15 protein-coding genes and 1 pseudogene are annotated in these 12362 nt (G+C 38.0%); 3 read left to right on the plus strand and 13 right to left on the minus strand.

Features of this window, described 5'->3' with window-relative positions; genetic code table 11:
* Window positions 1–42: 42 nt before the first annotated feature.
* From ACZ9EE_RS08540 to ACZ9EE_RS08590, 11 genes and pseudogenes are all read right to left on the minus strand, one after another.
* Window positions 43–222 (minus strand): hypothetical protein, encoded by a 180-nt coding sequence (locus ACZ9EE_RS08540; RefSeq protein WP_215040604.1) that lies wholly within the window; start codon window positions 220–222, stop codon window positions 43–45.
* A 78-nt stretch (window positions 223–300) separates the two neighbouring features.
* Window positions 301–1179 (minus strand): NAD(P)-dependent oxidoreductase, encoded by an 879-nt coding sequence (locus ACZ9EE_RS08545; protein WP_476026196.1) that lies wholly within the window; start codon window positions 1177–1179, stop codon window positions 301–303.
* Window positions 1180–1346: 167 nt separating this feature from the next.
* Window positions 1347–1820 (minus strand): hypothetical protein, encoded by a 474-nt coding sequence (locus ACZ9EE_RS08550; protein ID WP_476026197.1) that lies wholly within the window; start codon window positions 1818–1820, stop codon window positions 1347–1349.
* 87 nt (window positions 1821–1907) lie between these two features.
* Window positions 1908–2693, minus strand: coding sequence for an SDR family oxidoreductase (locus tag ACZ9EE_RS08555; RefSeq protein WP_476026198.1), 786 nt, complete (start codon window positions 2691–2693; stop codon window positions 1908–1910).
* A 118-nt stretch (window positions 2694–2811) separates the two neighbouring features.
* Window positions 2812–3447 (minus strand): FMN-dependent NADH-azoreductase, encoded by a 636-nt coding sequence (locus ACZ9EE_RS08560; protein WP_476026199.1) that lies wholly within the window; start codon window positions 3445–3447, stop codon window positions 2812–2814.
* A 110-nt stretch (window positions 3448–3557) separates the two neighbouring features.
* The gene (locus ACZ9EE_RS08565; protein ID WP_476026200.1) at window positions 3558–3701 is read right to left on the minus strand and encodes a hypothetical protein; all 144 of its coding nucleotides are present in this window, start codon (window positions 3699–3701) and stop codon (window positions 3558–3560) included.
* Between the two features lie 243 nt (window positions 3702–3944).
* Window positions 3945–5657 carry a phosphoenolpyruvate--protein phosphotransferase gene (gene ptsP / locus ACZ9EE_RS08570; RefSeq protein WP_476026201.1) on the minus strand — a complete coding sequence of 571 codons (1713 nt, stop codon included), beginning with the start codon at window positions 5655–5657 and terminating at the stop codon, window positions 3945–3947.
* Window positions 5657–5923 (minus strand): phosphocarrier protein HPr, encoded by a 267-nt coding sequence (locus ACZ9EE_RS08575; protein WP_476026202.1) that lies wholly within the window; start codon window positions 5921–5923, stop codon window positions 5657–5659. The genes ptsP and ACZ9EE_RS08575 overlap by 1 nt, the downstream gene beginning before the upstream one ends.
* A gap of 370 nt (window positions 5924–6293) precedes the next feature.
* A complete protein-coding gene (locus ACZ9EE_RS08580) occupies window positions 6294–6584 on the minus strand; it encodes a glycerol-3-phosphate dehydrogenase C-terminal domain-containing protein (protein WP_476026203.1) in 291 nt (96 codons plus the stop codon).
* A pseudogene (locus tag ACZ9EE_RS08585) lies at window positions 6562–6997 on the minus strand (FAD-dependent oxidoreductase); the annotation flags it as partial. The pseudogene ACZ9EE_RS08585 and the gene ACZ9EE_RS08580, both read right to left, overlap by 23 nt.
* Window positions 6998–7267: 270 nt before the next feature.
* Window positions 7268–7462 (minus strand): hypothetical protein, encoded by a 195-nt coding sequence (locus tag ACZ9EE_RS08590; protein WP_476026204.1) that lies wholly within the window; start codon window positions 7460–7462, stop codon window positions 7268–7270.
* 227 nt (window positions 7463–7689) lie between these two features.
* On the opposite strand from ACZ9EE_RS08590, the gene ACZ9EE_RS08595 reads away from it, so the two are divergent.
* The gene (locus ACZ9EE_RS08595; RefSeq protein ID WP_101647263.1) at window positions 7690–7878 is read left to right on the plus strand and encodes a YkvS family protein; all 189 of its coding nucleotides are present in this window, start codon (window positions 7690–7692) and stop codon (window positions 7876–7878) included.
* A gap of 87 nt (window positions 7879–7965) precedes the next feature.
* Here the strand turns inward: ACZ9EE_RS08595 and ACZ9EE_RS08600 are convergent, their stop codons facing one another.
* Complete coding sequence (locus ACZ9EE_RS08600) at window positions 7966–8085, minus strand: DUF6254 family protein (RefSeq protein ID WP_235743018.1); 120 nt, start codon at window positions 8083–8085, stop codon at window positions 7966–7968.
* Between the two features lie 146 nt (window positions 8086–8231).
* Here ACZ9EE_RS08600 and ACZ9EE_RS08605 point away from each other — a divergent pair, with 146 nt between their 5' ends.
* Complete coding sequence (locus ACZ9EE_RS08605) at window positions 8232–8843, plus strand: CPBP family intramembrane glutamic endopeptidase (RefSeq protein WP_476026206.1); 612 nt, start codon at window positions 8232–8234, stop codon at window positions 8841–8843.
* 24 nt (window positions 8844–8867) lie between these two features.
* On the opposite strand, the gene ACZ9EE_RS08610 is transcribed toward ACZ9EE_RS08605, so the two are convergent.
* The gene (locus ACZ9EE_RS08610) at window positions 8868–9917 is read right to left on the minus strand and encodes a YkvI family membrane protein (protein WP_476026208.1); all 1050 of its coding nucleotides are present in this window, start codon (window positions 9915–9917) and stop codon (window positions 8868–8870) included.
* Window positions 9918–10165: 248 nt separating this feature from the next.
* On the opposite strand from ACZ9EE_RS08610, the gene ACZ9EE_RS08615 reads away from it, so the two are divergent.
* A complete protein-coding gene (locus tag ACZ9EE_RS08615) occupies window positions 10166–12325 on the plus strand; it encodes an ATP-dependent Clp protease ATP-binding subunit (RefSeq protein WP_476026210.1) in 2160 nt (719 codons plus the stop codon).
* The last annotated feature ends 37 nt before the right edge of the window (window positions 12326–12362 follow it).

Here is a 12362-nt window from a genome sequence, read left to right on the forward strand (position 1 = left end):
GGTAAAACCCCCACAAGACTTGTGAGGGTTTTATTTGTCTGTTTACTGACCTTTATATTTACCGTTATTTTTAGAGGCTTTTTCTTTCTTCGCTTTATCTTTGTGGATTTTATTAGTAGCAGCAGAACCCATTTCATGGGCAAATTCTTCGTTTAACACTGCAGAATCAAAGCCTTTTTTATTTTTTTGCTGTGGATCATTCTTTTTTGTCCGTTTAGCCATCATAATCCCTCCTATCAAGAATTAGTTTCTTGAAGTCAGGTTTAAATTATTCTAGCCAAAAATTGCCCACATTCAGTATTAGTTTTTCCAATATTTATAAAGTGCGTGTGTACCGCTATTTTCTTCACCCATTTCTGCTAATTGCTCATACATTGACTTTGCTAACGACAAACCAGGCACTTGCATATCCATTCTCTCAGCTTCCGCTAACGCAATTTTCATATCTTTAATGAAATGTTTTATGTAAAATCCTGGTTCAAAATTCCCTTTTAACATTCTAGGGGCAAGGTTACTTAGAGACCAGCTTCCCGCTGCTCCAGTGGAAATGCTTTTTAAAACATTTTCGGGATTTAAACCTGCCTTCTCTGCATAAATGATGGCTTCACAAACACCAATCATGTTTGATGCTATCGCAATTTGGTTAGACATTTTGGTATGCTGACCAGCTCCAGCCTTCCCCTGATAAACAATATTACTACCCATCAGCTCAAATAACGGTTTAACGGCTTCAAAAGCTTCCTCTTCACCGCCGACCATAATCGAGAGCGTTGCCTCTCTAGCACCCACATCCCCCCCAGAAACCGGAGCATCAATGGCCTGAATTCCTTTCGTTTTGGCTGCTTCAAAAATAGTCCCAGCTAGCGACGGAGATGAAGTAGTCATATCGATATAATAACTACCAGCTTTACCATTAGGAATTATCCCGTTTTCACCTAAGTAAATGTCTTCGACATCCGTTGGGTAACCAACGATGGTAAAAATAACATTGGCCTTTTCCGCAACTGCTTTTGGGGTTTCTGCCCACTCGGCACCATTTTCTATTAGTTCATTAGCTTTTTCCTTTGTTCTAGAATAGACGACTAAAGGATATCCAGCTTTTAATAGATGTCCTGCCATACTTTTCCCCATCACACCTGTTCCAATAAAACCTATCACTGTATTTTCCGGTACTATCAATTTAACTCATCCTCTCTTACTAATTCTCTCCATTTTACCATTTTTCCGCAATTTTAGGCATTTTCATGTATAAATAAGACCGAACGTTGAACGTCCGGTCTTAGTGCTCCATCTCCAAATTTATGCACATACTAAGATTGTCCCAGATAAATAATTCTTAAACATGTTTATAACTCAGAAGAAAAATTTGTTAAATAAGCACGACCTAATACTTCTTTATCATTAAATACTTCAACCGAAACAGCCTGATCCTGCTCAATCATATTGCGAAGTTCCTGTATATCGAGATCTTCTTTTAACGGTAGCGGGTCCATAAAAATGTACTTCTCGCTAAGTCCTTTTGTTTCTAAGTAATCCCCGTTTTGAACTTGTTCCTCACCATAAATAATCTCTCTTTTTCCAATGGCTCCAGCTAGTTTATCATCGTGGATGGTTACCTTCACCTTATATAATTGGTGACCATCTAATATGTCATTATTGATGCGGAATCGGAACTGTAGTTCATTATTCTTTGTAAGTAAGGCGTCTGCATAGCGGTTGACAATCAACTCATTTGAATAGAGTAAGCCGCAGCCACTTAAATATCCAATACAAACGACCCCTATGATAAAGGTACCTATTAGTCGGATTTTCTTGTTCATCCATAACACTCCCTTTTATTCTTACCTTAGCCATAATACATTGGTAATAAACGTTAAGAAAGGTTAAATCATGGAATATAAATGAACTTAGATTCCTTTTACCATACCACCATCTACAAGATAGGCATTTCCTGTCATATAAGAATTGGCGTCTGATAGTAAAAACACCGCAAATTTAGCAAATTCCTCCGGTGTTCCGTATCTCTTTAAAGGAATCTCTGCTTTTGCCTTTGCTTCAATTGTTTCACGGTCTACACCAAACTTGTCCGCATTCACTTGATCCAAATGGATGATCCGGTCTGTAGCAATCCGGCCAGGTGCAATCGTATTGATTAAAATATTATAAGAAGCAAGCTCTGATGCAAGTGTTTTGGAAAGACCGATTATTCCGGTCCTAAAGGTATTTGATAGAATAAGTCCGGGAATTGGCTCTTTAATAGAGGAAGAGGCGATATTTAATATTTTCCCACCCTGTTGTTTAAGGTATGGCAACGATTCTCTAATCAAACGGATATAAGATAAAAGGTTTAGCTCAAAAGAAGCCTGCCATGCCTCATCTGACATTTCCTCAAAGGAGCCTGCTGGCGGACCCCCTGCGTTATTTACTAATAATTGAAATCCTCCAAATTGGTCGACCGTTGAGGATACTAATTGTTTGATGTCCTCATTTTTCGTAATATCGGCCTTATGATAAGCGGCTCTTCCTGTACCAATTTGTTCGAGCTCTAAAACCTTTTGCTTGAGCTTCTCCTCTTCGCGGCCGGAAATCATAACATTTGCTCCTTCTCTTACAAGCTGCTCCGCAATGGCAAAGCCTAACCCTTGGCTGGAAGCAGCAACAAGTGCTGTTTTTCCTGTTAATTGTAATTCCATAAAAAATCCATTCCTCCTTTTAAGTTTGTCTATTTATATTATACAAGATATTAAGAGGGAACTCTTGGAAAAACATAAGAAAAATGAGACAGTTCTCTGCCTCATTTCAATATTTAGATTAAAATGTGTGTGCTAAATCCTTGGCGCGATTAATGGCATTCTCTTTTATTTCCTGGGCCTTTTCCGGCATGGCGTTATGTCCCTCGACAAATAGCCCTTCAAGACTTGGGACACCGAAGAAACTCATCATGACACCCATGTAGCGATGACCCATTTCCAGTTGTGCGGCTGGCCCTTCAGAATAGACCCCCCCACGTGCCTGGATGTGTAATGCCTTTTTATCAGGTAATAGTCCAACTGGTCCATTTTCAGTGTATTTAAATGTTTTTCCGGCTACTGCAACAGAATCAAGGTAAGCTTTCATAATAGGCGGAAATGAGAAATTCCAAAGCGGAGTGACGAAAACATATTTATCAGCTGATACAAACTGATCACTTAGTTCATTCAACCTTCCCACTTTTGCTTTTTCCTCAGCCGAAAGTTGATCAAATCCCTGCCCTGAACGAAGCTTGCCCCATCCACTGAAGACATCAGCGTCGATATGCGGGATATTTTCCTTATAAAGATCTAAGTGGATGATTTCATCATTCTGATTCACTTGTTTATATTCATCGATAAATGCTTTACCTACTGCCATACTATAGGACTGTGTTTCGTCATGCGGGTGTGCTGTAATATACAAAACTTTAGCCATTTTCATTCACCTTTCATGTTAAATTTTAAGTCATTTTAGTATGAAACAAAAAGGCAGATTATAATCAAAAAGGAATTTACCATATTCGGCAAATTCCTTTTAACCTTATTTTATTCGTTTGTCTCCACAGAGAAAGGATTACGACCAATGTTAAGTCTCATTTCATCAGTCATTTGTAATGGTTCATTAACCAATGCCTCAGCTGCCTGGCCTAGTTGTGAACTTCCATCATAGTGTAGCGGTTTTTGTTCCATCAAATATTCACCTCCATCGCCTCTTACCATTATCATATGTACTTTTAAACCTAATTACTTATCGAATCGATACAGTTCTTTATACCTATAAAATAGATAAAAAAAGAAATATAAGGGGTCTTTATATCTATTATTATACCTTATTTTTCCTGATTTGGAAACTAGATTTTTAATAATATAAATATTATAAAAACTGTAACGAAAGAAAAAGACCAACTCAGGTTGGTCTTTTTCTTTCAATATCTACTTTGTCGCATTATTAACGGCTTCGATAACCTGGCTAGTTGTTTGCATGTTTAAAACTTCTTGAGCCAGTTTTTCCATATCGGATTTTTTCAAGTTCCGTATAAGTGAACGTGCCTTCAAAATAGAAGTGGCACTCATAGAGAACTCATCAAGGCCTAAACCAAGTAGGACTGGAATAGCCGTTTCATCTCCAGCCATCTCACCGCACATGCCTGTCCATTTTCCTTCAGCGTGTGCAGCATCAATAACCATTTTAACTAGCCTTAGGATTGATGGGCTATAAGGCTGATACAAGTATGACACGCGCTGATTCATTCGGTCAGCAGCCATCGTGTACTGAATTAAATCATTCGTACCAATACTAAAGAAATCTACTTCTTTAGCGAATTGATCAGCAAGAATAGCAGTGGAAGGAATCTCCACCATGATTCCTAGCTCAATTTTTTCAGCTACTGTTTCACCTTCTGATAGAAGCTTAGCTTTTTCCTCTTCAAGAATTGCCTTCGCAGAGCGGAACTCGTCTAAAGTAGCAATCATCGGGAACATAATTTTTAAATTTCCATAGTTGCTTGCTCGTAAAAGTGCACGAAGCTGTGTCCGGAAAATGTCTTGTTCTTCCAAACATAGACGAATTGCCCGGAAGCCCAAGAATGGATTCATCTCTTTTGGTAAGTCTAAATACGGAAGTTCTTTATCCCCGCCAATATCCAATGTCCGAACAACAACAGGTTTGCCTGCCATACCTTCTAGAACAGCTTTATAAGATTCGAACTGTTCTTCCTCAGTTGGAAGCTGGTCACGTCCCATATAAAGGAATTCTGTTCGATATAAACCAACGGCCTCGCCGCCATTAGAGATAACACCCTTTAAATCGTTAGGTGTACCAATATTAGCCGCCAATTCAACATGATGGCCATCTGCAGAAATAGTTGGTTCATTAACAAGCTTCGCCCATTCAGCTTTTTGTAGTTCATATTCTTCATGGGTTTTACGATATTGTTCTATAAGTTCAGGGGTTGGATTAATATGTACTTCCCCTTTTAGTCCATCAACAATAACAAGATCGCCATTGTTAATTTCCTCTGTCGCTGTTTTTGTACCTACAACAGCTGGAATTTCAAGTGAACGTGCCATTATCGCTGAATGTGATGTACGGCCGCCAATATTGGTAGTAAATCCTTTTACAAAATTACGGTTTAATTGGGCTGTGTCAGAAGGAGTCAAATCCTCTGCAACAATAATAACCTCTTCGGCAATCATGCTTGGATTAACAAGCTGAACCCCTAACAAATGCGCAAGTACACGTTTCGTAACATCACGAATATCCGCTGCCCGCTCTTTCATATATTCGTTATCCATTTGTTCAAACATCATAACGAACATATCTGCTGTTTCTTTTAAAGCAGATTCCGCATTTACTTTATCTGATTGAATTTTGTCTTCAATCGGTGCATTTAGTTCCGGATCGCTTAGAACAAGAAGATGCGCTTCAAAAATCGCTGCTTTGTCTGCGCCAAGATCTACTCTAGCCTTATCACGAATTGCTTCGAGTTCAGATTTTGAAATTTCCATCGCCTTTCGGAATCGTTCTACTTCAGCTGTTACATCTTCAACTGATTTTTTTTCAAACGACAAATCCGGTTCTACAAGACGGTATGCCTTCGCGATTGCAATACCGTTTGAAGCAGCAATACCCTTTAGAAAAGTCATTATTCTGCCAATCCTTCTTTTTTCATTGTATCTTCAAGTGCTTGTAATGCATCGTTAGCATCATTGCCTTCTGCCGCAATTTTGATTTCTGCGCCTTGGCCCACACCTAGAGACATAACACCCATAATAGATTTTAGATTAACGGTTTTCCCTTTATATTCTAAAGTAATTTCAGAATCGAATCTGCTAGCTGTTTGTACTAATAAAGTGGCTGGTCGTGCGTGAATCCCTGTTTCTGCAACTACTTTAAATTGTTTTTCTGCCATGCTCAATCAAACTCCTTTAATAAATAGTAAGAATAAAACTTGCCTTAATTAAAATAAACATTTCTAATCATTTAGTCAACTAAGATGCTAAACGACCAGATAGTAAATTTAGTTCATTTCGCTTATTTTTCCAAATATAAAAACAATCATACAGTATTTTTACTTTAGATAAGCGATTAATACATACATGCTAGAATAACATTTTCCTGTTTTTCAGACAACTACTTATGTTCAGGATTTTGAAATGTTCACAAATCTGTCAAAAACACGTAAAATCTATCAAATCCCTCCGTATTCCCCAATTTTTTGACAATAATGGAAAAAAGCTGTCTCAAGAACAGACAACTGGAAGAATGTACCTATTATAATTCTAAACTTCTTCTCTTTCTTCAGGGATTATGGCAGCTTTTAAAGCTTCTTCTAACTGTTGAGAATAGGTTTTCTTATCGTGATCTGTCCAATTGAAACGCATTCCCATATAGGCTATTACTTGTTGTTTCCACTTGTTCACCAATTCGATATTAAACAGGATAGCCGCGGTCCGCCGATTAAAGAAGTCAATTGGCGTAACAACCATTTCCTCTTCGATTCCATATATCAGCTTAGCAAATAAAGACTGGGGCAGCCCAAAATTGTTTACTAATCTGGAATGTTTCACCACTAATAAGATCTTCTGCAACAGCTCCGAAAATTTTATTATTGTTATATACAAGTTCTGTTATTTTAGTATAGTTACAAGCGATTGCTCCCTTTTCAAATGCCGCTTTTATTACCTCTATCGTTAACCGGCATCGTCCGTGCGATATTCAACATAATACCCGCCGCCTTTTAAACCAGGCTTTCTTTCCAATTGTTTTTAAGTAGCGCAATCCACCATGAACTAATTTCGTAGACCTGCTAGAGGTGCCAGCTGCAAAATCCTGCATCTCCACGAGCGCTGTCTTCATTCCCCTTGAAACAGCATCCAATGCACTCCCAGCACCTGTTATTCCCCCTCCTATTACTAAAAAATCATAATAATTGCTTTCCAGTGTATGTTGTATTTTCTTCACGTTGTAAAGTAGAAAATTTCAGGTTCCTCACTCCTGTGTGTTATCCTATTAAGGTTGATCGAAAATTACTAATAATAAATAATAAAAGACCACAAAATGTAGCTTTATTAAAAGATGATTTTGTGGTCTTTTATTATTTAAAAGTCATTGCAGCTTTGACCGCCTTTTTCCAGCCATCATATAATGCACCTCTGTCTTCATTTTGCATCTGAGGGATGAAATATATGTTTCCACTGGCATTCTCCCCTCTTATTTATCTGATTGGTTCTTTACGGTCTATCTTCAGAAATCACTAACTTCTTGGTTCTTTAAGATATTGATAAAGGACATCTCCGCCGCGCTGGCCGATTCCACGGAAATGTTTAAAATCCTTCCTCTTAACTAATACCTTTCTAAAATCCATAAACTCTTGATTGCTTACATAATACTCAGAAAGTTCCCCAGTCATAAGTTTATCTAATATTTCTGTTACTAAATCTTCCTTCATCAGTATGCACCACCTTTACCCTATATTTTAATGGAAATAAGACGTAATCTCCACCTAGATTTTGTAAGCGTTTTCGATTCTTTTTTTAACTCAAACCTCATAAACTATACTACTACAGAAGAATTAACACAATTGTCAAATAAAAGCCTTTACGAAATGTAAAAGATAGTGCAAACTGTTATATAAACAATTAATTAATAGTTTTTGAGGGCAAAGGAGAGAGACTAATGAAAAAAGCAGAAGTAGGAAATATCATTGAATTTCGCGGTGGCCTGCAAGGGATAGTTGAAAAGGTAAATGAAAACTCTGTTATAGTCGACCTAACATTTATGGATAATTATCGTGATCTTGAATTGGATCAGCGTACAGTAGTAAATCATAAAAATTATAAAGTGATAAAAGAAAGCGCTTATTAAGTAATAGATTGGTAGAAATGGCAGTAATTTACTGCCATTTCCTTTATGATACAAGAGATATCTCGCCAAACGGCGAGATTTTTTAATTTATCTTCCCTGATCCGTTTCTTTAGAAATCTGCTTTAAAGACTTCACTTTACCATGGGGATTCTGATCCTGTTTACGAACTGTCCATTCCCGTTCTTGTTGGCTTTTAGATTTACTCAACCTACTCACTCCTTTCCACCTTATTTTTTCCTTGAGATACGTTCTTATCAGCAAATTTGGTTGAAATGTTTAAAGAAATCATTTCCTTTTAAAAAACATCTTTGTTAAAATAAATTTTATTGATTTAAAAAAAGGAGCTAGTTAGGATGGAAAAGCGCTTCCTAGATATACGACTTATTCTTGGTATCATCATTGCACATGGACTAATATATTTTTCATTCCATGATAAAACAATATTTTGGTATATTTTTTCCGGATCAATCCTTATTCTCATTGCCTATGCCATGCTCCAAGGAGAAGTGGATGATGAGGCATCATTTGCCAAATATATTTTTTTCGGTGCTTTATCGGGTATCATGTTATATTTTATTTTTTGGTTCGGATTTAAAACCATCCAAATAATGGATCTTCCTTTTGAAAAATCCATTAAGACATTGTACCGTTGGTATGCCCCGAACGCTTTTTGGCAATATATTGCCCTAATATTGGTTGCAGCACCCGGAGAAGAACTTTTCTGGCGCGGTTTTATTCAAAAAAGTCTTTTAAAGTATTTCAAACCTATTTGGAGCATATTACTCGGTGCTGTTCTTTATGCATCCGTTCATATGTATTCTGGTTCTTTCTTATTGGTTTTTGCAGCCTTTCTCTCGGGAGCCGCCTGGGGAGGACTGTATTATTGGAAAAGGAGCATGCCACTTGTCATTGTCTCACATCTCATTTTTGATATGATGATTTTTATGATTATGCCATTTATGTAAGAACAGCTGTCCGTTGACAGCTGTTTATTTTTTTTTATAAATGGGAAAAGGCTTCATCCACAGTAATATAAAGAAGGTCATGCAGATATACCCAAACAAGGGATATAAATAGGAGAGTAGCGTACCGTAGTTCACAAGACTTATTAGATAGGAAACCAGAAAAATCGCCGTAACCGAAATAATAGTGGGTATGGGTAAATATTGCTTCAATTGGCGATCAAGCCCAAAGACATTTCCGATTACCGATGTGAAGATTTCCCCATAAATCACTAGAACATAAATCCAATAAAGGAAGGGTGCAAGATTTTTCATCACAATGGCCATTGGAATATTGTACATGTCTAAATTGGGCAGCATGATTAAGGTAAAATGACTCGCACATAAGATTAATGTTAACGCAGCACCTCCGAGAATCCCCCCCCATTTAATCGTCCAATCTTCTTTCACCTCAGTTGCAATTGGTACTAGAACGGCCTGAGCGAGCCCAAGATTCAATGCAACATAAGAAAACGGCGCTACTACACTTTTCCAGCCATCGTCAGCATGAGGAATAAATAATAAACGATCCATAAAATTCGGTAACTGAACCGAAAATACCATAAGAATTACACTAAAACTAATCATTAAAGGAACTACAAACGTATTAACAGCAAATAGCCCTTTTGTACCAATTAACATCACCAATATCGAAAGAATAATCGTCAAAAAAACACCGACATTCTTCGTTAGACCTAGTTGTTCTTCAAACACTGCCCCTGCGCCTGAAAGCATCACAGCGCTAACACCAAGAAGCATAAAGAGCATAAAGACATTGATAATTCGGCTTGGCCATTTTCCAAATAAATACACATTAAACTCTTGGTACGATTTTGCATCTATATAGGCGGCCATCCTCATAAGCTTGGAACCCAAAGCAATGAAAAGATAACCGCTCATGATTATACTAAGTAGCCCGAAGAAACCAAATCGAGAAAAAAACTCAACAATTTCTTTTCCTGTTGCAAATCCGGCCCCTACTACAGTTCCCACATAAACTGCAGCAATTTGAAAAGCTTGAGTCCAATTCTTCTTCACCTCATCTCCCCCTTATCATCACTATATGAGACAAGGGACAAACAAAGACGAGCTTTTTCGTGTTTTAGGAAATAGATTTACGTTTAGACACATCTAGCTCCAGCGCACGCTTTTGTCGTTGGGAATCATTTCTATAAACAAACTACTTGAAAGTCAAAAAAGGTCAGAGTATACTATGCTCATAAGGTCAAATATAGTCAAAGTCAAACTTTACATTTAATTTATAGATACTAGGAGGTAATTTACTTATGCTTTGTCAACAATGCCAGCAAAATCAGGCCAATGTACAATTAAATTTGAATTTCAATGGACAACGTAAGGAAATGAAACTCTGCCACGAATGCTATGCAAAAGAAAAGCAATCCCTTGGAGCAGGATTTGGTTCAAATATGAATTCATTTTCTAACTTCCCATTTGATAACTTTTTTATCGCGAAAGGATTCCCACAAGAAAAAGAGATGATGGACCAGCCATCACCTGACATGGACAGACATAATAGCCATAACGGTTTTATCGATCAGTTTGGAAGAAATCTCAGCACAATGGCAAAGGCAGGTTTAATTGACCCTGTCATTGGTCGTGATGAAGAAATTAAACGCGTAATTGAAATTTTAAATAGAAGAAATAAAAATAATCCAGTCTTAATCGGTGAACCTGGTGTCGGTAAAACGGCGATTGCAGAAGGTCTAGCTCTGAAAATTGCAAGCGGTGATGTCCCTGGTAAATTACGCAATAAAGAGATTTACTTATTAGACGTTGCCTCACTTGTTGCGAATACAGGTATCCGGGGTCAATTTGAAGAAAGAATGAAACAGCTAATCTCAGAACTACAGAATCGAAAAAATATCATTCTTTTCATTGATGAGATTCATCTGCTTGTGGGTGCCGGTTCAGCTGAAGGATCAATGGATGCTGGCAATATCTTAAAACCAGCCCTTGCTCGAGGCGAGTTACAAGTTGTCGGTGCTACGACTTTGAAAGAATATCGTCAAATTGAAAAAGACTCTGCGTTAGAACGCCGCTTCCAGCCCGTTCATGTTCTTGAGCCAACACCAGAAGCAGCAATTGAAATTTTAAAAGGTATTCAAAAGAAATACGAAGACTATCACGATGTCACTTATTCTGAGGAAGCCATTCATGCTTGTGTACAGTTGTCCCAACGCTATATCCAAGACCGCTTCTTACCGGATAAAGCCATTGATTTACTTGATGAAGCCGGCTCTAGATTAAATCTTACTTTAGATGACAAAAACACAGAACAAGTTGAACAACGTTTAAAAGAGATAGCGCATGAAAAAGAAGAAGCACTCAAAAAAGAACAGTACGAAAAGGCAGCTTTACTCCGTGATGAGGAAGCAAAACTAGAAAAGACAGTAAATGCCGGCACAACTGAAATCCGACCGGTTGTTACGGTTTCTGATATTCAAGAAATCATTGAAGAAAAAACAAAAATTCCAGTCGGTAAACTTCAGCAAGATGAACAGCTTAAAATGCGAGAATTAGAAGCTAATCTCAATAAAAAGGTAATAGGCCAGGATAAAGCGGTGAAAAAAGTAGCAAAGGCTATCAGACGAAGCCGTGCTGGTTTAAAATCGAAGCATCGTCCAATTGGATCCTTCCTTTTTGTTGGTCCGACTGGTGTTGGTAAAACGGAGTTAACTAAAACACTCGCCGAAGAATTATTTGGCAGCAAGGATGCCATGATTCGTCTTGATATGAGCGAATATATGGAAAAGCACAGCGTCTCTAAATTGATCGGTTCACCTCCAGGTTATATCGGCCATGATGAGGCAGGACAGCTAACAGAGAAAGTCCGCAGGAACCCATATAGCATCATTTTATTAGATGAAATCGAAAAGGCCCATCCAGATGTTCAGCATATGTTCCTGCAAATACTGGAAGACGGTCGTCTTACAGACAGTCAGGGAAGAGTCGTAAGCTTTAAGGACACGGTCATAATTATGACAAGTAATGCGGGTGTTAGTCACAAAACCATCCACGTAGGGTTTGGAGCTAGTGATGCAGTTGAAGAAGCAAGCATCCTTGACTCCCTTGGCAGCTTCTTTAAGCCGGAATTCTTAAACCGGTTCGATAGCATTATCGAGTTTAATGCCCTCGATAAGGAGCATATCTTATCAATCGTCGATTTAATGGTCCAAGAATTACAGGAAACATTAACAGAGCAAAACATTGAATTCAGTATTACGAAAGAGACAAAGGAGAAATTAGCTGAGCTTGGCTATCACCCAGCATTTGGTGCACGTCCACTTCGCAGGGTAATCCAAGAGCAGCTCGAAGATAAAATAGCTGACTTTATTTTAGAAGAACCTGATGCAAAAAAATTAGTCGCTGTCCTTGATAATGGGGAATTAAAGGTCGTTTCAGAAGCAGTCTCATTTCAAGCATAATAAAACGCGAAGCCGTTGATGTTATCGGCTTCGCGTT

The sequence above is a fragment of the Bacillus sp. URHA0034 genome (genome assembly GCF_056280405.1).